The sequence below is a fragment of the Rhodococcus yunnanensis NBRC 103083 genome, from assembly GCF_001895005.1.
GTDB classification, from domain to species: domain Bacteria; phylum Actinomycetota; class Actinomycetes; order Mycobacteriales; family Mycobacteriaceae; genus Rhodococcoides; species Rhodococcoides yunnanense.
In genome coordinates, this window is record NZ_BCXH01000021.1 from 44,287 (window position 1) to 63,160 (window position 18,874).

General features: G+C 64.5%; 18 protein-coding genes. 11 read left to right on the top strand and 7 right to left on the bottom strand.

Going from position 1 to position 18,874, the window contains the following annotated elements; all coding sequences use genetic code 11:
* Positions 1-79: 79 nt before the first annotated feature.
* From RY1_RS25180 to cydC, 4 genes are read left to right on the top strand one after another with little or no spacing between them, the layout of a single operon-like run.
* Positions 80-1,537, top strand: coding sequence for a cytochrome ubiquinol oxidase subunit I (locus tag RY1_RS25180; protein ID WP_072806792.1), 1,458 nt, complete (start codon positions 80-82; stop codon positions 1,535-1,537).
* Positions 1,538-1,547: 10 nt separating this feature from the next.
* Positions 1,548-2,591: a cytochrome d ubiquinol oxidase subunit II gene (gene cydB, locus RY1_RS25185; protein WP_072806793.1), complete on the top strand. Its 1,044-nt coding sequence runs from the start codon at positions 1,548-1,550 to the stop codon at positions 2,589-2,591.
* Positions 2,588-4,258, top strand: coding sequence for a thiol reductant ABC exporter subunit CydD (gene cydD / locus RY1_RS25190; protein WP_072806794.1), 1,671 nt, complete (start codon positions 2,588-2,590; stop codon positions 4,256-4,258). Before cydB ends, cydD begins: the two co-directional genes overlap by 4 nt.
* Complete coding sequence (cydC, locus tag RY1_RS25195) at positions 4,248-5,882, top strand: thiol reductant ABC exporter subunit CydC (RefSeq protein WP_072806849.1); 1,635 nt, start codon at positions 4,248-4,250, stop codon at positions 5,880-5,882. The genes cydD and cydC overlap by 11 nt, the downstream gene beginning before the upstream one ends.
* Positions 5,883-6,178: 296 nt before the next feature.
* On the opposite strand, the gene RY1_RS25200 is transcribed toward cydC, so the two are convergent.
* Positions 6,179-6,817, bottom strand: a complete 639-nt coding sequence (locus RY1_RS25200; protein ID WP_174565474.1) for a heme-binding beta-barrel domain-containing protein — start codon at positions 6,815-6,817, stop codon at positions 6,179-6,181.
* A gap of 355 nt (positions 6,818-7,172) precedes the next feature.
* Between RY1_RS25200 and RY1_RS25205 the strand changes: the two genes are divergently transcribed.
* Complete coding sequence (locus tag RY1_RS25205) at positions 7,173-8,666, top strand: cutinase family protein (RefSeq protein WP_072806796.1); 1,494 nt, start codon at positions 7,173-7,175, stop codon at positions 8,664-8,666.
* A gap of 82 nt (positions 8,667-8,748) precedes the next feature.
* On the opposite strand, the gene RY1_RS25210 is transcribed toward RY1_RS25205, so the two are convergent.
* From RY1_RS25210 to RY1_RS25230, 5 genes are all read right to left on the bottom strand, one after another.
* Positions 8,749-9,054, bottom strand: a complete 306-nt coding sequence (locus tag RY1_RS25210; protein ID WP_072806797.1) for a DUF1416 domain-containing protein — start codon at positions 9,052-9,054, stop codon at positions 8,749-8,751.
* Positions 9,055-9,056: 2 nt separating this feature from the next.
* On the bottom strand, positions 9,057-9,893 hold the full coding sequence (locus RY1_RS25215) for a sulfurtransferase (protein WP_072806798.1): 837 nt from the start codon (positions 9,891-9,893) through the stop codon (positions 9,057-9,059).
* A gap of 49 nt (positions 9,894-9,942) precedes the next feature.
* Positions 9,943-10,407 carry a DUF4395 domain-containing protein gene (locus RY1_RS25220; protein ID WP_072806799.1) on the bottom strand — a complete coding sequence of 155 codons (465 nt, stop codon included), beginning with the start codon at positions 10,405-10,407 and terminating at the stop codon, positions 9,943-9,945.
* A gap of 243 nt (positions 10,408-10,650) precedes the next feature.
* Complete coding sequence (locus tag RY1_RS25225; protein ID WP_072806800.1) at positions 10,651-11,067, bottom strand: thioredoxin family protein; 417 nt, start codon at positions 11,065-11,067, stop codon at positions 10,651-10,653.
* Positions 11,064-11,843, bottom strand: coding sequence for an LmeA family phospholipid-binding protein (locus RY1_RS25230; protein WP_072806801.1), 780 nt, complete (start codon positions 11,841-11,843; stop codon positions 11,064-11,066). Before RY1_RS25230 ends, RY1_RS25225 begins: the two co-directional genes overlap by 4 nt.
* Before the next feature lie 170 nt (positions 11,844-12,013).
* Between RY1_RS25230 and RY1_RS25235 the strand changes: the two genes are divergently transcribed.
* From RY1_RS25235 to pstB, 6 genes are all read left to right on the top strand, one after another.
* A complete protein-coding gene (locus RY1_RS25235; RefSeq protein ID WP_072806850.1) occupies positions 12,014-12,772 on the top strand; it encodes a winged helix-turn-helix transcriptional regulator in 759 nt (252 codons plus the stop codon).
* A gap of 4 nt (positions 12,773-12,776) precedes the next feature.
* The gene (gene mshD / locus RY1_RS25240) at positions 12,777-13,694 is read left to right on the top strand and encodes a mycothiol synthase (protein WP_072806802.1); all 918 of its coding nucleotides are present in this window, start codon (positions 12,777-12,779) and stop codon (positions 13,692-13,694) included.
* Positions 13,695-13,891: 197 nt separating this feature from the next.
* Positions 13,892-14,989 carry a phosphate ABC transporter substrate-binding protein PstS gene (gene pstS / locus RY1_RS25245; RefSeq protein ID WP_072806803.1) on the top strand — a complete coding sequence of 366 codons (1,098 nt, stop codon included), beginning with the start codon at positions 13,892-13,894 and terminating at the stop codon, positions 14,987-14,989.
* Between the two features lie 94 nt (positions 14,990-15,083).
* Entirely contained in the window at positions 15,084-16,127 is a 1,044-nt protein-coding gene (gene pstC / locus RY1_RS25250; protein ID WP_072806804.1) for a phosphate ABC transporter permease subunit PstC, read from the top strand.
* Between the two features lie 3 nt (positions 16,128-16,130).
* On the top strand, positions 16,131-17,039 hold the full coding sequence (gene pstA / locus RY1_RS25255) for a phosphate ABC transporter permease PstA (protein ID WP_072806805.1): 909 nt from the start codon (positions 16,131-16,133) through the stop codon (positions 17,037-17,039).
* 31 nt (positions 17,040-17,070) lie between these two features.
* Positions 17,071-17,847 (top strand): phosphate ABC transporter ATP-binding protein PstB, encoded by a 777-nt coding sequence (pstB, locus tag RY1_RS25260; protein ID WP_072806806.1) that lies wholly within the window; start codon positions 17,071-17,073, stop codon positions 17,845-17,847.
* 308 nt (positions 17,848-18,155) lie between these two features.
* Here pstB and phoU read toward each other — a convergent pair whose 3' ends face one another.
* Positions 18,156-18,836, bottom strand: a complete 681-nt coding sequence (phoU, locus tag RY1_RS25265) for a phosphate signaling complex protein PhoU (protein ID WP_072806807.1) — start codon at positions 18,834-18,836, stop codon at positions 18,156-18,158.
* Between the last annotated feature and the right edge of the window lie 38 nt (positions 18,837-18,874).

Here is an 18,874-nt window from a genome sequence, read left to right on the forward strand (position 1 = left end):
ACTCGCTGCGGCAGCCCCTGTGGCAGCGGTGATCTCTCAGTGATCGCCTCCCGCGTTTCGCGCGAGTTCGGAGCAGTTCATGGACGCCTTGGACGTCTCGAGGTGGCAGTTCGGCATCACCACCGTCTATCACTTCATCCTGGTGCCGCTCACGATCGGTCTTGCACCGATCATCGCGGCCATGCAGACGATGTGGGTCATCACCAAGAAGGACTCCTGGTACCGACTCACCAAGTTCTTCGGCAAGCTGTTTCTCATCAACTTCGCACTCGGTGTCGCTACCGGCATCGTGCAGGAATTCCAGTTCGGGATGAACTGGAGCGAGTACTCCCGCTTCGTCGGCGACGTGTTCGGTGCGCCGCTCGCGCTGGAGGGACTCGTCGCGTTCTTCCTCGAATCGACGTTCCTCGGTCTGTGGATCTTCGGGTGGGGCCGGTTGCCCAAATTCGTTCACCTGGCGACAATCTGGCTGGTGGCGATCGGCGTCAATGCCTCGGCGTACTTCATCATCGCCGCGAACTCGTGGATGCAGCACCCGGTGGGTGCGCGCTACAACCCCGAGACCGAACGTGCCGAGCTCACCAGCATCTGGGAGCTTCTCGCCAACAACACGGCGTTGGCCGCGTTCCCGCACGCGGTTGCCGGCGCCTTCCTGACCGCAGCGACATTCGTCGCCGGTATCTCGGGCTGGTGGATGGTCCGAGAGGCGAGGAAGGGTGGAGACAAGAACTCGCGCAGCATGTTTCGGCCAGCCGCGCGTCTGTCGTTCGTCGTCATGATCGTCGCGGGTGGCGCGCTCGCGATCACCGGTGACATACAGGGCAAGCTGATGTTCGAGCAGCAACCGATGAAGATGGCATCGGCGGAGTCGCTGTGCGACACCGAGACCGGGGCGTCGTTCTCGCTGCTGACCGTGGGAACGCACAACAACTGCGAATCGGTCGAGCACCTGATCTCGATTCCCGGACTCACCTCGTTCCTCGCCGAGAACGATTTCGGCGCAACGGTTCAGGGCGTCAACCAACTGCAGGAGCAGTACGAGCAACAGTTCGGTCCAGGAAACTACAAGCCGAACCTGTTCGTCACCTACTGGGCGTTTCGCATGATGATCGGCCTCGCCGCCGGATCGGCGCTGCTGGCGCTGGCAGGTCTGTGGGTCACCCGCGGAGGGCGTGTGCCCGATCAGAAATGGTTCTCGTGGCTCTCTCTCGCGGCGATTCCCACGCCGTTCCTGGCCAACAGCGCGGGATGGATCTTCACCGAGATGGGACGCCAACCCTGGGTCGTCGCGCCCAATCTGACTGGAATAGACCAGATCCGGCTCACCGTCGATCAAGGTGTCTCGGACCATCCGGTGACACTCGTTGTCGCGTCACTGGTGACGTTCACGCTGCTGTACGCCGCGCTCGGATGCGTGTGGTTCTTCCTCATCCGCCGCTACGTGATCGAGGGTCCACTCGAACACGACGCGCATCCGCACACCGACGACGAGTCCGACGAAGACGACGAGACCGCACAACTTTCGTTCGCGTACTGAGGAAGAGACCATGGGACTACAGGAAATCTGGTTCGTTGCGATCGCATTTCTGTTCGTCGGCTACTTCGTCCTCGAAGGCTTCGACTTCGGTGTCGGCATGCTGATGCCGGTGTTCGGACGCCATGCGAACGCCGAGATCGGGGAGAAGCGGCGGCGTGCTGTGCTCAACACCATCGGCCCGGTCTGGGACGGCAACGAAGTCTGGCTCATCACTGCAGGCGGGGCGCTGTTCGCAGCCTTTCCCGAGTGGTACGCGACGCTGTTCTCCGGCTTCTATCTGCCCCTGCTGCTGATACTCGTCGCGCTGATCGTGCGCATCTGTGCCATCGAGTACCGCGGCAAGATCGATGATCCGGTGTGGCGTAGACGCTGTGATCTCGGAATCGGGATCGGATCCTGGGTCCCATCCGTGCTGTGGGGTGTTGCATTCGCGAATATCATCAGCGGGGTGGCGATCAACGAGGACAAGAAGGTCACGGCCGGGTTCTTCGATCTGCTCGGTCCGTACGCGCTGCTCGGCGGTGCAACGATGGCGCTGGTGTTCGCATTGCACGGCGCGGTCTTCATCGCGTTGAAGACCTCGGGCGACGTACACGAGGATGCCGTGAAAATGGCTGTCCGACTGTCTGTTCCGGCCGTCGTCGTCGGCGGCGGCTTCGCGCTGTGGACGCAGCTCGCCTACGGTAAGAACCGGACATGGATCCTGGTGGGGCTCGCAGCGGTCGCACTGATCGCCGTCGTGGCCCTGACCGCACGGGTGCGCGAGGGGTGGGCATTCGTATTCACCACGATTGCCGTCGCAGCTGTGGTGGTGCTGCTGTTCGGGTCGCTGTTCCCGAACGTGATGCCCTCGACGACCGATGCCGCGTTCAGCCTGACCATCGACAACGCATCGTCGAGTCCGTACACGCTGAAAGTGATGACGTGGGCCGCGGCGTTCATGGCCCCGATCGTCATCGGATACCAGGCGTGGACGTACTGGGTGTTCCGTCAGCGGATCTCCACCGCCCAGATCCCCGACTCGATCGGATTGTCGCTCGGCCGGCCGTCATGACCACCGTGCAGACACAGCCTCGGGGCCCGGTCGACCCGAGGCTGTGGCGGTACTCGCGATCGGCGCGGCGCTATCTGGCACTGACCGTCGTGCTGGCGGTGATCGACACCGCGGGCGTCATCGTCTCCGCCGTGATGATCGGTGAGATTCTCGCTGGTGTCATCACCACGGATGCGCGCTCGATCGGAGACTGGTCGGGCCAGGTGTCGATCCTCCTCGGCGCCGTCGTGGTCAGGACAGTGACGACGTGGCTGCAGTCCAGGTACGGCCACCGTGCCGCCTCGCGGGTCGTCGAGGAGCTGGAGAACGACGTGCTCGACGCTGCATCGCGCGCCGATCCGCGTCGACTCTCGTCCGAGCGGGACGAGGTCGCCGCGGTGGTCACGAGGGCGCTCGGTGGCCTCGTGCCCTACCTGACGGGGTACCTGCCGTCGTTGATTCTCGCCTGCACGCTCACACCGCTGACACTGGTCGTCATCGTCTTCCAGGATCTGACGTCGGCACTGATCATCGTCGTCACGCTGCCGCTCATTCCGATCTTCATGATTCTCATCGGATTGCTCACCAAGGGCCGGGCGGCGAGGACACTCGAATCGATGACGCGGCTGTCCGCGCAACTGCTCGATCTGATTGCGGGACTGCCCACGCTGCGCGCGCTCGGACGTGAACACGGACCCGCAGCACGCATTCGAGCACTCGGCGAAGCGCACCGCAGAGCGACCATGCGTGCGCTGAAGATCGCCTTTCTGTCCTCGATGGTGTTGGAACTGCTTGCGACACTGTGTGTCGCGCTCGTCGCAGTGAGCATCGGACTGCGTCTGGTCTTCGGTGACATGGCACTCGAAGCAGGCATCGTCGCACTCGTTCTCGCACCCGAGGTCTACGTACCGCTGCGCCGCGTCGGTGCCCAGTTCCATGCTGCAGAAGACGGTGTCGCCGCGTCGGAGAAAGCATTCGGGGTGCTGGATCGACGCATCTCGGAGCCGGCCGGAACCCGCACGATCGATGCGCACGGAGCCTCGATCGTGTTGTCGGGTGTCACGGTGATCGCACGGAACGGCTCGGCGCCGTATCGTCTGGACGCGGCGTTCGAGCCGGGCGCGGTGACGGTACTCGCGGGACCGAACGGATCAGGGAAATCGACTGCGCTGCAAGTACTTCTCGGTCTGACGCCTCCATCGGACGGCGCCGTCACGATCGGGGGAACTGCACTGTCCGACGTCGATCCGACGTCGTGGTGGAGCCAGGTCGCATGGCTGCCACAACACCCCGTACTCGTGCCGGGCACCCTCGGCGACAACCTGATGCTGACCGGAAGCAAGCCCGACCCCGACGTCCTGCGATCGATATGCGCTGCAACAGGATTCGACGAGGTTCTCGCCGAACTCCCGGAAGGATGGGACACGGTCGTCGGGACCGGAGGCGAGGGGCTGTCGCTCGGTCAACGACAACGGCTGGCGTTGACCCGGGTCCTGACGACGTCGGCGCCGGTGGTTCTGCTCGACGAGCCCACCGCGCATCTCGACGCCGCCAGCGAAACAACCGTGCTGCGTACGGTGCGCGGCCTCGCACGCCAGGGCCGGACCGTCGTGGTGGTCGGGCACCGGCGTGCCGTGCTCGACTGCGCCGACGTCGTCGTGGAGGTGCATCACCATGATGTTCGGTGACCTCGGGCGGGCATCGAGGTTGCTCGAGCTGCAGCCGAAACGCGTCGCTCTGTCCGTCGCGGCCGGAGTCGCGACGCTCGGCAGCGCGCTGACCTTGGCCGCGGTGTCGGCATGGCTCATCACCCGTGCCTGGCAGATGCCGCCGGTGCTCGACCTGACCGTTGCGGTCGTCGCGGTCCGTGCGTTGGGAATCTCGCGCGGTGTGTTCCGCTATCTCGAGCGGCTCTCGACGCACGACACGGCCCTACGCGGAACGACGTCGGCGCGAACACGGTTGTACGAGCGACTGGCGAACGGCAGACCGTCTGCCGCGGCCGCACTTCGGCGAGGTGACCTGATGACGAGGACAGGCTCCGACGTCGACGTCCTCGGTGACGTGGTGATCAAGGCGATCGTGCCGATCCTGGTATCGGTCGTGCTGATGGTGTCAGCGGTTGCGTTGCTGGCCCTCGTGTCTCTGTCGGCGGCGTCGATCCTCCTCGCGGCGTTGCTCGTAGCCGGTGTGCTTGCGCCCGTGCTCTCCGCGAAGTCGGCGTCGATCGCCGAATCCGAGGGCGTCCGCTCACGCGCCCATTTCGCCGAGGCAGCGGTCCGCGCGCTCGATCACGGCGCCGAACTGCGGGTGGCGGGACGCCTCGAGGAGACCCTCGCCGAGGCGTCGGCGGCGAACCGCCGCACCGTCACCGCGCGAGACCGCGCCGCGATACCCGGCGCGTTCGCCGACGCCGCACTTCCGCTGTCGATCGGGGCAGCGGTTCTCGGATCCCTCCTCGTCGGCATCGGGCTCTACGGGCCTGCGGGCGGTACCGACGGCGCAATGACGCCGATGGCGTTGGCGATCATCGTGCTGGTACCGCTTGCCGCGTTCGAGGCCACGTCGGCACTGCCCGGGGCGGCTGTGGCTCTGACGAGGGCACGGCTGTCGGCGGCACGCATCATGGCACTGCTCGACGACGCCGAGGCGCCTGAGGGCACACCGGTTTGGCCGACACCGCACGGGGCGCATCTGAGGGCCGTTGGGATGAGGTGCGGTTGGCCAGGGGCACCGGCGGCGACCTCCGCGGTGGATATCGACCTTGCCGCAGGCGGCCGCAGTGCGATCGTCGGGCCGAGCGGAGTCGGAAAGACGACCCTGCTGATGACGCTGGCAGGACTGTTGCCTCCGGTCGCAGGCACCGTCGAGACGGGCGGTGCGGTGTTCTTCGCCGAGGATGCGCACCTGTTCGAGACCTCGATTCTCGAAAACCTACGGGTCGCCCGAGGAGACATCGATCAGGGCGAGGCCGAGCGTGCGCTGGCGCAGGTAGGGCTCGGCGAGTGGTGCGACGGACTGCCGGACGGCGTCGACACCACGCTGATCGGAGGTGCAGCGGCGGTGTCGGGCGGCCAACGCAGACGAATTCTGCTCGCGCGAGCGTTGTTGTCGAAGGCCCCGATCCTGCTGTTGGACGAGCCGACCGAGCACCTCGACGACGCAGGGGGAGCGTTGTTGCTCCGCGCCCTCCTCGACCCGGGCTCCGGTCTCGTGGACCCAGCACGCACGGTCGTCCTCGTCACCCACCAACTGCCGGAAGGCACCCCCGCTGACCTGGTGTTACGCATGCAGAATTCGCCGGAAGAATAATCCGTTGCCGACCCCGGATTCTCCGCGTACGTTGTCGAGTACACGAGAGAGGAGGTGGTCTGAAGTTGATGAACTCTAGGACGCGTGAGGTGGCTGCCAGCTAGCCGCTACCGCTGACGGATTCATCCCCGCGCGAGCGGCGAGCGAATCCCAGGCAGCTACCCGGCCCTCGAGCCCTCGGTCGTGTCCGACCGAGACCTGAAAACCAGGTATGGCTCGGGGGCCGTTCGCGTGTGCCTCCAAGCCTGTGTTCTGCTCCAAGCCGTGTGTTCTGTGACAGCCAGCGCTGAAAAATGTCAGCCGATGTAGCGGCTGAGCCGGGCGGAGAGCCGGGGGGCGAGTTCTCCGTCGGCCGCGATGCGCTCCTCGACGTAGGCGAGATCGGCACCTTCGACGATGCCGTACAGACGCTTGGCGCCGCCGACGAGAGTGCCGGACGTCGACCGGATCACGACATCGGTGGCGAGCTCCCACGAGGACTGATTGAGAGCGTGGCCGTAGTACAACTCGACGATGCCCGTGCTGTGCGCGAGGAGCAACTCGATGACTTCCTCGTTGTCGCTACCTTTGACGCCGTCGCCGGTGACACGCCAGAAGCCGGTCTCGCGGAGATCCGGGTGGGCGTAGTTTCCGTCGGAATCGAGCCGCCACGATCGCGACTCCCAACCCAGGTACGCGCCACCGTCGTGCGAGACGACGATCTGTTGCCCGAATCGGTACTCGTCGCCGGATTCCGGGTCGCGCCCCTCGCCTTCGCCACGCCACACTCCGACGAGCGGAAGAAGGGCCAGCAGCGCGGGATTCAGATCCGGACCGAGCCGCAGGTTCGCGGTGTCCTCCGGGTGCGGCAGATCGGGCAGCGTCGGAATGTTGCGCGTCGATGTCGACGCGAACTTCTCGGCTGCCTCGGCGATCGCCTCGTTTGCGGAACGGATGTCGTTCGGCTCGTCGGCGGCGCGATCACTCACGATTCGTCGGTGACCAAGCGGTAGACGACGTAGAGCGAGAACGCGATGATGGCAACTGCGGCGAGCGCCAGCAGGACCTCGAAGAAGATGACCACGGCGCCAGTTTAGACCCCGCGCTGTCGATGCTCGAATCGTGGTCGGCGATCGCTCGCCGCGATAGTGGCATTTCCCAAGATCGCGACGTGTACATAGTTCTGCGCACATTGATTTCGAACAGATTGCTTTGGACAAGGTACCTTTCCATCGAAGCGCGAGGCGGGGGAGAAACTGCCCGGCGCTCTCTCGTGTTCGAACTCTTTTGGTTCAGGGGAAGGAATTTTTCATGCCGCGGCGTTTGCGTGCTGGCTCGTTGCTGTCCACATCCATAACCATCGCGGCAGCGCTGCTGCTGGTGGTTCCTGCAGCGGCATCGGCCGCGCCCGGCTCGGGGTCGTCGACGACCGGGTCGGCCGAGAGCGGGTCGTCGGGCTCGTCGAACGGGCCCGATATCGACCGAAACAACTACGCGCAGGAATGCCCCGACGTGCTGATGCTCGCGGTCTCGGGCGCAACGGATTCCGACGCCGACCGCGACCCGCTGAACGAGGAGTCGAGGTCGCCGATCTCGAACTGGGTCGGCAACGTCACGCTCCCGGTGGGACAGGCCAACAGCGCCACCCCGGGTTCGGTGGGCTGGCTGTACGTCCCCTACCCGTCCACCTACGGTCTCGACGTGATCAGCGACGTTCCGCCCTACCAGGAGTCGGTTGCCGCGGGCGTAGCGGCCACCAACCGTTTGCTGGACGAGTACAAGACCAAGTGCGGCGACGGCACCAAGTTCGTCCTCCTCGGATACAGCGTCGGCGGCGAGGTCGTCGAACGTGTGTCGATGGAGCTGGGTCACCGCGATCCCGATGCACTCGTCACCGGCGACGACGTCGCAGGCGTCGTACTGATCGGTGATCCTTACCGTCCCGCCGGAGCCCCGAACTTCGACGAGCCGGGCCCGACGCGAGGTGGCTTCCAGTCACCCGACGCGAAGGACTACGGCACGTTGAACGAGAAGATGACGTGGTCCTGCCGTCCGTACGATCTGGCATGCGATGCGCCCGACAACATCGTGGCTCTGCAGCTGGCTCTCGGTGTCCTCGGCCAGATGCGCATCACGCTCCTCAATCCGATCCAGACCGTCTCCGACTTCGCTCGTACGGTCACCTCGATAGCCAGCCGCGCGATCGTCGACATCGCCACCAACAAGAACTGGCTCGAATCCGACGAGACTCTACTCGAGGTTCTGTTGAAGGTCTCGGACCAGACCTACCAGGTCGACGAAGCACAGGCCCACGCGAACCTGACCCCTGATCAGCTTCTCGCAGACCTGAACTGGGCCATCGGTCCCGGCTCGGAGACGGTGCGCGCGAAGCTGCACGCCGAGGGCGAAGGGCTCGTCGAGAACAACAAGGGCATCGTCGACGTGGTGCTCGGGCCGTACATCTTCATCGGGTTCCTCCAGCATCTCCTGTACTGGAACAACAATCCCGGCGACGGACGTGAGTGGGAAAGCGAGAAGATCGTCGCCTGGGTAACGGATCTGGCGGAGGCCGAGCGCGAGAAGAAGAACGCCGACGACGCTCCCGTTCCGGAGACCGTAGTGGAGCCTGCGGATGCTCAGCCGTTGCCGGAGGCCGTGCCTGCGCCCGAGACTCGGACGCTGCCGACTCCGGGCACCGTCACACGCGACAGCGACCTCGGCGCGTTCCTCGAATCGCTCGGCATCGTGCCACCCGGAGTTTTCTCGCCGCAGCTGTCGACGGTCCCGGAAGCTTCGCAGGGCTGATACAGATCCGGGCGGCGTCGCCGCACGAAAAACCCCGCAGCTGCGAGCACGCTGCGGGGTTCTTGTATTTCTACGCGGTCGATCAGACTCCGACGGTCACGTTCGCCGAGTGGATGCCTGCGCCTTCGGGCGTGATGTCCGCCTGGCCGTTGCCGGAGGCGGACAGTGCGCGCAGCGTCCAGCTTCCGGGAGCGGCGAAGAAGCGGAAATCGCCGGTGCCGGATGCCACGACCTCGGCCGTGAACTCGCCGGTGCCGTCGAGCAGACGCACGAATGCGCCGCCCACGGGCTCACCGTCGCCTGCCAGGACGCGGCCGGTGATGACCGTCTCCTTCTCGACGTCGACGCCTGCCGGAATGGCCTGTCCTTGTACGGGTGCTGCACACATGGTCAGTGAACCTCCAACTCGATCGGTGCTCCGACGAGGGAGCCGTACTCCACCCAGCTGCCGTCGTAGTTCTTCACGTCGGACTTGCCGAGAAGTTCCTTGAGCACGAACCAGGTGTGGCTCGAACGCTCGCCGATACGGCAGTAGGCGATGGTCGCCTTGCCGTCGTCGTAACCCTTTTCCTTGTACAGCGCTTCGAGGGCGTCGTCGTTCTTGAACGTGCCGTCCTCGTTGGCGGTGGTGCTCCACGGGATGTTGATCGCGGACGGCACGTGGCCACGCTGCTGAGCCTGCTCCTGCGGAAGGTGCGCGGGAGCGAGGATCTTGCCGGAGAACTCGTCGGGCGAGCGCACGTCGACGAGGTTCTTGTTGCCGATGGCGTCGATGACCTCGTCGCGGAATGCACGGATCGACAGGTCGGGAGCCTCGGCGCGGTACTGAGTCGCCTCGCGGGTGACGACGTCCTTGGACAGGGGACGGCCGTCGAGTTCCCACTTCTTGCGGCCACCGTCGACGAGCTTGACGTCCTTGTGGCCGTAGAGCTTGAAGTACCAGTACGCGTATGCGGCGAACCAGTTGTTGTTGCCGCCGTACAGAATGATCGTGTCGTCGTTCGCGATGCCCTTCGCCGACAGCAGGTCGGAGAACTGATCCTGATTCAGGAAGTCGCGGCGAACGGCATCCTGGAGGTCCTTGCGCCAGTCGAGCTTGACCGCGCCTTCGATGTGGCCGCCGTCATAGGCGCTTGCGTCTTCGTCGACCTCGACGAAGACGGTTTTCGGAGCATTCAGGTTCTGCTCGGCCCAGTCGGCAGAGACCAGGACGTCGGAGCGAGCCATGGGTTTCCTTTCGATCTTTCTTAACTTCGGTCAGGGGTGGGTCGAGCGGTCAGGCACCTGCGGATTGTGTCCGCAGTCGTGCCACGAGTGGGTAGATCTGGCAGCCGAGGCAGAACGCGAAGGCTGCGTTGAGGAAAGCGGCGAACAGGGCGAAACCGGTTGCGACAACGCCGAGTACAGGCGCGCCGACTGCGAAGCCGACAACGCCGACCGCCGCGAATACGAAGCCGACCAACTGGGCGAACTTCAGCGGTGCGACTGGCTCACGCTCGGTGACGGGCGCGATCCGCGGGACCACCAGTGCAGCGAAAATGCGCCCGTACGGGCTGCGGCGTGGTCCTTGGACTGCGCCGATCGCGAATACGACAGCCTGTACGGCCAGCAGGATCGCGGCCACGGTGGCCTGGAAGGTCGACAGAATCAGTACGGCCGCGAGAACGACCGTGGTGATCCACGCAGCGAACCGTGGACCTCGAACGTCGACCTGTTCGATGGTGGGGGCATCAGAGGACATGGTGTGTACGTGCTCCAGCGTTCGATTCGTGAACGGGTATCTGCAGGCAAAGCGGAACGTAGTCCGCTGCGGTCATCTCGAACTCGGGCCAGGGTGCGTGGTGCACCGGCGTTCGGACGATCAGCGGCAGCGACAGCAACAACCGCCGAGTCGACACAGATCGACTGTGCGGCGACTGGTGAGCAGCAGCTCATGGCGGGAGAACACATCGAGCATCCTACCGGAGAACACGACCAGCGGGAACTACAGGTCGACCAGGGCCCCGCGAAGCGTCGCCGCGGTCGGGACGCCGGCGATCCGAGCGCGCTGTGCGAGTCGCCCGTCCAGTACGAAAGTCGTCGGAAGAGACAGAACTCCCAGCTCGCGGGCGAGAGCGGGATGGGCGTCGATATCGAGCTCCAGCTCGACCGGTCCGTCGAGGTCGTCCACCACCTGCCCGACGACTCGCCGCACGGCTGCGCACGGCCCGCACCAGTCCGCCGAGAAGTGCAGAACCGTCGCCCTGCCCGTCTCGGCTCCGGCGGCGAGGAGGAGGGAGCGAACCTCGGACGAATCCTGACTCGATTCCGTCGTCCGTACTTTCCCGGCGCGCGCGCGGAAAACGACGCCGAGGACTGTCGCGGCGACCAGAGCGACGACGAGAACTGTGATTCCGATCATTGTTTCTCGATCTCGTCCAGGGAGATCGTCACGTTGCTCGCGGAGCCTTCGATGACGATCTGCGAACCTTCCGCGTACACGTCCGTCGGCAGGATTCCGAACGGGAGCGTCTGCCGATCGATCGTCTTGGTGAACAAGCCGAGCACCGCGGATTTGGCGAAGTCGGGGATCGTGAAATCGGCGCTGCCCTCGGGCCCGAAGTAGAAGTCGCTCGCCACGATCTTCACACTGTCTCCCTCCAGGATCAGATCGGCCTGGACGCTGACCGATGTCTCGATGGGGCCGACCGGAACGGTGCCGGTCAGCACGACACCGCCGTTGGTCGTCATACCGGATCCACCCGACCCGCCCGTGCCGTCGGACTTGTCCGCCGGGGGAGCGGAAACCTGCAGGTCGACGATGCCGAGGAACCGGCCGAGATCCGTCGCCTCGATGCGCACTCGGCCGTCGAGATCATCGACGGGGACGGTGTGGACCGAGCCGTCGGCGAGCTCGGACAGTGGGATGGACACGCCACGCAGATTGGCTTCGATGGTCGTCGCGCGCACGTACTCGTTGGGTACGTCCTGCGCCCGGATCTCCACGTTCTGATACTTGCCGTCGACCGCCTGCGTCAGGAAGGGAAAGCCGTGAATGGTCACCTGTGGGTCCGACGGGAGATCCCCGCCCTCGCGGATGGCGCGAGACACTCGGTACTCGGAGTAGGCGGCAACTCCGAAGTCGACGACGAGGGCGAGAGCCAACAGGCTCACGAGACCGATGATCAGTTTCCGCATCCGACCATTGTGACCGACGAATCGGGCACTGCGTTGAACGGAGGGGTGCGCAGGCACGCTAGTCTTGTCGCTTGAACAAGCAGTCGACTTCGCTTCCGAAGGCGGCGGTCCTTTCGAAGAATGTCGACACTCGTCGGCATCGGCACGACAGCGGCAAGAATGGAGGCTGTGTGGAGCTCCTGCTTCTGACCTCCGATCCCAATCCGGAGGCTGTTCTACCGTCGCTCGCGCTGCTCGCGCATCACGTGAGGCCTGCACCGACAGAGGTGTCGTCTCTGCTGGAAGCAGGCTCGGCGGATATCGCGCTGGTCGATGCCCGCACCGATCTCGCTGCCGCGCGTGGGCTGTGTCGATTGCTCGGCAGCACCGGATCGGCGATCCCCGTCGTTGCCGTGCTCACCGAGGGCGGCCTCGTGGCAGTCAACTCCGAGTGGGGTCTCGACGACATTCTTCTCCCCGGCACCGGTCCCGCCGAACTCGATGCGAGACTGCGATTGCTCGTGGGTAGATCCGGCGGCGTCGCGAGCCCGGAAGCGTCGGGCAAGATCACGCTCGGTGAACTCGTCATCGACGAAGGCACGTACACCGCTCGCCTTCGTGGTCGACCGCTAGACCTCACCTACAAGGAATTCGAACTGCTCAAGTACCTGGCACAGCATGCAGGCCGCGTGTTCACGCGCGCCCAGCTGCTCCAGGAAGTGTGGGGATACGACTTCTTCGGTGGCACCCGTACGGTCGACGTGCATGTACGACGCCTCCGCGCGAAGCTCGGCACCGAGTACGAGTCGCTGATCGGGACCGTGCGCAACGTGGGATACAAGGCCGTCCGGCCGAGTCGTACTGCCAAGGGTGGTGTCGTCGCGGCAGATTCCGACGGCCCCGACTCGGAGGACGTCGAATTCAGCTCCGCAAACGGAAGCACGGCTTGATCAGATGACCGTATCCTTCGACATCTCGCGGCTCGAGTCCGCAGCTGTCACCCCGGAGTTGTCCGAGCAGATTCATGCGATCCTTGCGCGCGCCACGTCGGCGGACGGCACGGCGCCCCTGTCGGAACAGGCAGTCAAGTCCGTGTCTGCTGATTCCGGTGCCATCCACCTCGTCGCCACCGATGGAACGCGGATAGTCGGGTACGCCGGAATCGAGCCGGCGGGCGACGGATCGCCCGCGATGGCCGAAGCTGTCGTCGATCCCGATTCACGGGGCGCGGGCACGGGCACTCTGCTCGTCGAGCGTGCTCTCGCCGAAGGCGGCGACGACGCTCGTGTGTGGGCACACGGAGATCTGGCGCCTGCGCGGGCGGTCGCGTCGAAACTCGGGTTGACGATCGCGCGGGAGTTGCTGCAGATGCGACGGCCGCTCGCTGTCCCCGCTCTTCCCGATGTGGTTGTACCCGAATGGATTTCGCTCCGGACCTACCGTGGACATCAGGACGATGCCGAGTTGCTGAGGGTCAACAACGCCGCTTTTTCCTGGCATCCCGAGCAGGGTGGATGGACCGAGAAGGACATCTCGGACCGTCGAAACGAAGCATGGTTCGACCCGGCAGGGGTGTTCCTCGCATTCGAAGAGGGAACCGACCACCTCCTGGGTTTCCACTGGACCAAGGTGCATGCGCCGGAGGCAGCCGAGAACGAGATCGGTGAGGTGTACGTCGTCGGTATCGACCCCGCTGCACAGGGGCGTGGCCTCGGCCGAGTTCTGACTCTCGCCGGTCTGCACTACTTGCACGGACGCGGGCTGGAGAACGTGCTGCTGTACGTCGAAGCAGACAATTCTGCCGCCGTACACACCTACGAACGACTCGCTTTCACGCGCTTCCACGTGGACGCCGCCTACGCGCGAGCGTAGAACCGGACATACAGCCCAGTCTGTTCATCTCCCGTTCACCGTTCCGGGGGTAGCCGTCAACCGGCCCCCCTTACCTTTTCTCCTGGGTGGCGCCGACGCTGCCCGGTGCGAGGGTCATCTCGAGGCCGGCACCTACACCTCGCCGCGCGAGCTTTCCTCGCACGGCGACACGGCACAAGATTCCTCGGAGGAAACAGGTGAAGCTCAAGCGCAGCGCGTCTCTCATCGGCGCAGTCGCGATCGGCGCGATGCTGCTGACCGCATGTGGCAGCGACGCGAATGTCGAGTCGACATCAGGCGCGGACTCGGCAGCGACATGCGAGGGTAAGTCCCCTCTGACCGGCGAAGGATCGTCGGCCCAGCAGAACGCGATGTCCAACTTCACATCCATCTACGCCGGTGTATGCGCAGGCAAGGCCGTCGAGTACACCACCAGCGGTTCCGGCAACGGCCGCACTCAGTTCGTCGCAGGACTCGTCGACTTCGCCGGCTCGGATTCGTCCATCAAGGACGAGCAGGCCGCCGCGGCAGCCGAGCGTTGCGAAGGCAACCCGGCATGGAACCTCCCGCTCGTCTTCGGACCTGTCGCAGTTGCGTACAACCTGGACGGCGTCGACAACCTCGTGGTGACGCCCGACGTCACAGCGCGCATCTTCAACGGCCAGATCACCACGTGGAACGACCCGGCCATCGCCGCTCTGAACGAGGGTGCAACACTGCCGTCGACCCCGATCACGCCGATCTACCGCTCCGACTCGTCGGGCACGAGCGACAACTTCCAGCGCTTCCTCGCGGCATCCGCTCCCGAGGCATGGACCCTGGACCACAGCTCCGACTGGGCAGGTGGCGTCGGTGAAGGTGCCAACGGCTCCTCCGGCGTCGCACAGGCAGTCGCGGCGACCCCGGGATCGATCACCTACGTCGAGAAGGGCTTCGCCGACCAGGAGAGCCTCGGCAAGGCGTCGGTCGACTTCGGTAACGGACCGGTCGAGCTCAGCAGCGAGACCGCAGGTGCTGCTATCGACAGCGCGGCGTTCAAGGGCGAGGGCAACGACCTCGTCATCGACATCGACGCCCTGTACGCCAGCAACACAGCGGACACCTACCCGCTGGTTCTCGCGACCTACGAAATCGTCTGCTCGAAGGGCTACGACGCGGACACCACCGCAGCGATCAAGTCCTTCCTGCTCAGCGCGGCGAACGAGGGCCAGCAGGGTCTGGAGGAAGCCGGCTACGTGCCGCTCCCCGACGCCTTCAAAGAGCGCCTCGTCACTGCGATCAACGCCATCGCCTGATTCAATGAGACGGGAGCTTGCTTCGACGCCACGGCCACGCGCCGTGGCGTCGGGGTAGGACCGTCGCAACCACGACACGAGAGACGTGAGCGGTATGAGCGACACCCACTCGATCACCGGCGTTACGTCCGCGGCGAATTCTCCCGCGGCCCGGTCGCCGCGGAACACGGAAGAACCCAAGCAATTGCCGGACAACAAGGCCAAGGGCGGCACCGTCACTCGCCCTGGTGACAGGATCTTCTCCACCCTTGCCAAGGGCTCGGGTGTCTTCATCATCGTGCTCATCGCCGCGATCGGGGTGTTCCTGCTCTGGCGGGCCATCCCGTCGCTGCAGAACAACACGGTCAACTTTCTGACCTACAACGGTCAGTGGAGTACCTCGGACACCGCGGCAATGGTGTTCGGAATCCGCGATCTGTTTCTCGTCACCGCCACGGTGTCGATCTTCGCGTTGATTCTCGCGATGCCTGTTGCCCTCGGAATTGCCATCTATCTGACCAACTACGCACCCAAGAAGGTCGCCGGTCCCCTCGGATACGTCATCGATCTTCTCGCCGCGGTGCCGTCGATCGTGTTCGGGCTCTGGGGCCTGTACGTTCTTGCGCCCGCCATCAGTCCGTTCGCCGAATGGCTCAACGAGAATCTGTCGTGGTTCCCGCTCTTCGCTACCGGGTCGGTATCCATCGCCGGTGGCGGCACGATCTTCACGGGCGGAATCGTGCTCGCCGTCATGATCCTTCCGATCATCGCAGCGGTCACCAGAGAGGTCTTCGTCCAGACGCCGAGGGGCCAGATCGAAGCGGCTCTCGCACTCGGGGCCACGCGCTGGGAGGTCGTGCGCACGACGGTCATCCCGTTCGGCAAGTCCGGTTTCGTGTCCGGCTCGATGCTCGGCCTCGGCCGCGCTCTCGGTGAGACGATCGCGCTCTACATCATCATCCGCAGCACACAGTCGACCTTCGGCTGGACGCTGTTCGACGGCGGATCGACCTTCGCAACGAAGATCGCTCTTGCGGCAGGCGAATTCAACAATCAGCTCCAGGCCGGTGCATACATCGCGGCGGGCCTCGTGCTCTTCGTGCTCACCTTCGTGGTCAACGCAGGCGCCCGCGCCGCGATCGCTGGAAAGAAGGACTAGGCCATGACCACAACCATGGATCGCCCGGTCAAGGAACCGACCTTCAAGGGCGTCAGTGCTCGTCGCAAATTCTCCAATGCGGCTGCCTCGGTGCTCGTCAGTCTTTCCGTGCTGGTCGCTCTCGTTCCACTGATCTGGGTGCTGTACACCGTTGTCTCGCGCGGTCTTTCGGCCGTCGTCGCACCGGCGTGGTGGCAGAACTCGCAGGCCGGAATCACACAGTTCATCGCAGGCGGCGGCGCCTATCACGCCATCGTCGGAACGCTGCTGCAAGGATTGTTCTGTGCTCTGATCTCGATTCCGATCGGAATCTTCGTCGCGATCTACCTCGTCGAATACGGTGCGGGCACACGGCTGGCCAAGCTGACGACGTTCATGGTCGACATTCTCACCGGTGTGCCGTCGATCGTTGCGGCGCTGTTCATCTACACACTGTGGATCGCGACATTCGGGTTCGACCGGTCCGGGCTCGCGGTATCGCTCGCGCTCGTGCTGCTGATGATTCCTGTCATCGTCCGATCCTCCGAAGAGATGTTGCGCATCGTTCCGCAGGATCTGCGTGAGGCGTCGTACGCCCTCGGTGTTCCCAAGTGGAAGACGATCGCCAAGATCGTCGTCCCGACGGCACTGTCCGGCATCGTCACCGGCATCATGCTTGCTCTGGCTCGCGTCATGGGTGAAACTGCACCGGTACTGATCCTGGTCGGATCTGCAACCGCGATCAACTTCAATCTGTTCGAAGGGCCGCAGACGTCACTGCCGCTCATGATGGTCGACCTGCAGAAAGCAGGAACCGGCGCGCTCACCTCCGAGCGCATGTGGGGAGCAGCACTGACGCTGATCCTGATCATTGCCCTGCTCAACATCGGCGCGAAGTTGGTCTCCAAGTTCTTCTCGCCCAAGAACTTCTGACCCTTTCCCCATAGAACTCCAGGAGCCGACCATGGCAAAGCGTCTCGACCTCAAAGACGTCAACATCTACTACGGCAAGTTCCATGCCGTCTCGAACGTCACCCTCGCCGTCCCGCCGCGCGGCGTGACAGCATTCATCGGACCGTCCGGCTGCGGAAAGTCCACCGTGCTCCGCTCGCTCAACCGCATGCACGAGGTGACGCCAGGAGCCCGCGTCGAAGGTTCCGTCCTGCTCGACGGAGAAGACATCTACGGTTCCGGCGTCGACCCAGTCGGTGTGCGACGCACCATCGGAATGGTCTTCCAGCGTCCGAACCCGTTCCCTACCATGTCGATCCGTGACAACGTGGTCGCCGGCCTCAAACTTCAGGGCGGCAAGAACAAGAAGGAACTCGACGAGATCGCCGAGCGCTCCCTCAAGGGAGCCAACCTCTGGAACGAGGTCAAGGATCGCCTCGAGAAGCCAGGCGGCGGACTGTCCGGCGGTCAGCAGCAGCGACTGTGCATCGCCAGGGCCATCGCGGTGCAGCCCGACGTCCTGCTCATGGACGAGCCTTGCTCGGCACTCGACCCCATCTCCACCCTTGCCATCGAAGACCTCATCGGCGAGCTGAAGAAGGACTTCACCATCGTCATCGTCACGCACAACATGCAGCAGGCTGCGCGCGTGAGCGACCAGACCGGCTTCTTCAACCTCGAAGCCACCGGTAAGCCCGGTCGTCTGATCGAAATCGACGACACGGAAAAAATCTTCTCCAACCCGGCCCAGAAGGCCACCGAGGACTACATCTCCGGACGCTTCGGATAGTTCGATTCCCTACGAAGAACCCCCGGCGCTCCCAGGAGTGTCGGGGGTCTTCCGTGTGCGCGGGGGTTGGGGTTCTCGGTTCTGGTGTGAGCGGATGTCACCTTCGGTCACCGTCGGAGGGTGTGAGCGGATGTCACATTTGGTAACTCTGAGTGGTCCAGGGCGCCATTCGCTCACTGAAAGAGCGCGAGGGTGACATTCGGTCACCCCAGCAGACGAGCGAATGTCACCCTCGGTCCACCCAGATGGGCAGACCAAAGGTGACATTCGCCCCCCACAACGGTGGACCGCCCAGCAGCCGCAGACCGTCAGGCGCTGGGGAGTTTCTTGGGGTTGGAGCTGAGCTCGGTGGGAAGTTCGCCGGTGACGAGGAAGATGACACGACGCCCGACCTCGACGGCGTGGTCGGCGAACCGCTCGTAGAAGCGGCCCAGAAGGGTGACGTCCACGGCTGCAGCTACGCCGTGCTTCCACTCGCGGTCCATCAGAACGGTGAACAGGTGGCGATGCAGATCGTCCATCGCCTCGTCCTCCTCGCGGAGCTTGGCTGCCCGCTCGGGGTCGCGTGTCTCGAGGACTTCGCGGGCGGACGCGCCGAGCTGGACGGCGATGCGGCCCATTTCGGCGAAGTAGCCGTTGACCTCTTCGGGGAGGGTGTGGTTGGGGTGACGACGACGGGTGATCTTCGCGACGTGCAGCGCGAGCGCCCCCATCCGATCGATGTCGGCGACGATCTGAATGCCGGATACGACAGATCGGAGATCGCCGGCTACCGGAGCCTGGAGGGCGAGCAGCGAGAACGCCTTCTCCTCGCAGACCGCGCTGAGGTCGGTGATCTTGTCGTGGTCGGAAATGACCTGCTCGGCCAGGACGAGATCGGCTTGCAGGAGGGATTGGGTGGCTTTGTCCATGGCGGACCCGGCCAAGGTGGCCATCTCACCGAGGAGATCGGCCAACTCGTTCATCTGTTCGTTGTAGGCGACGCGCATAGAAGCGAAGTTTAGTAGGTCACACCCAACCGGTCGTG

Excerpts from the sequence above, each read along its gene's own strand:
- RY1_RS25180 (WP_072806792.1), top strand. The coding sequence starts at position 80 with ATGGACGCCTTGGACGTCTCGAGGTGGCAGTTCGGCATCACCACCGTC.
- cydB (WP_072806793.1), top strand. The coding sequence starts at position 1,548 with ATGGGACTACAGGAAATCTGGTTCGTTGCGATCGCATTTCTGTTCGTC.
- cydD (WP_072806794.1), top strand. The coding sequence starts at position 2,588 with ATGACCACCGTGCAGACACAGCCTCGGGGCCCGGTCGACCCGAGGCTG.
- cydC (WP_072806849.1), top strand. The coding sequence starts at position 4,248 with ATGTTCGGTGACCTCGGGCGGGCATCGAGGTTGCTCGAGCTGCAGCCG.
- RY1_RS25205 (WP_072806796.1), top strand. The coding sequence starts at position 7,173 with ATGCCGCGGCGTTTGCGTGCTGGCTCGTTGCTGTCCACATCCATAACC.
- RY1_RS25210 (WP_072806797.1), bottom strand. The coding sequence starts at position 9,054 with ATGTGTGCAGCACCCGTACAAGGACAGGCCATTCCGGCAGGCGTCGAC.
- RY1_RS25215 (WP_072806798.1), bottom strand. The coding sequence starts at position 9,893 with ATGGCTCGCTCCGACGTCCTGGTCTCTGCCGACTGGGCCGAGCAGAAC.
- RY1_RS25220 (WP_072806799.1), bottom strand. The coding sequence starts at position 10,407 with ATGTCCTCTGATGCCCCCACCATCGAACAGGTCGACGTTCGAGGTCCA.
- RY1_RS25225 (WP_072806800.1), bottom strand. The coding sequence starts at position 11,067 with ATGATCGGAATCACAGTTCTCGTCGTCGCTCTGGTCGCCGCGACAGTC.
- RY1_RS25230 (WP_072806801.1), bottom strand. The coding sequence starts at position 11,843 with ATGCGGAAACTGATCATCGGTCTCGTGAGCCTGTTGGCTCTCGCCCTC.
- mshD (WP_072806802.1), top strand. The coding sequence starts at position 12,777 with ATGACCGTATCCTTCGACATCTCGCGGCTCGAGTCCGCAGCTGTCACC.
- pstC (WP_072806804.1), top strand. The coding sequence starts at position 15,084 with ATGAGCGACACCCACTCGATCACCGGCGTTACGTCCGCGGCGAATTCT.
- pstA (WP_072806805.1), top strand. The coding sequence starts at position 16,131 with ATGACCACAACCATGGATCGCCCGGTCAAGGAACCGACCTTCAAGGGC.
- pstB (WP_072806806.1), top strand. The coding sequence starts at position 17,071 with ATGGCAAAGCGTCTCGACCTCAAAGACGTCAACATCTACTACGGCAAG.
- phoU (WP_072806807.1), bottom strand. The coding sequence starts at position 18,836 with ATGCGCGTCGCCTACAACGAACAGATGAACGAGTTGGCCGATCTCCTC.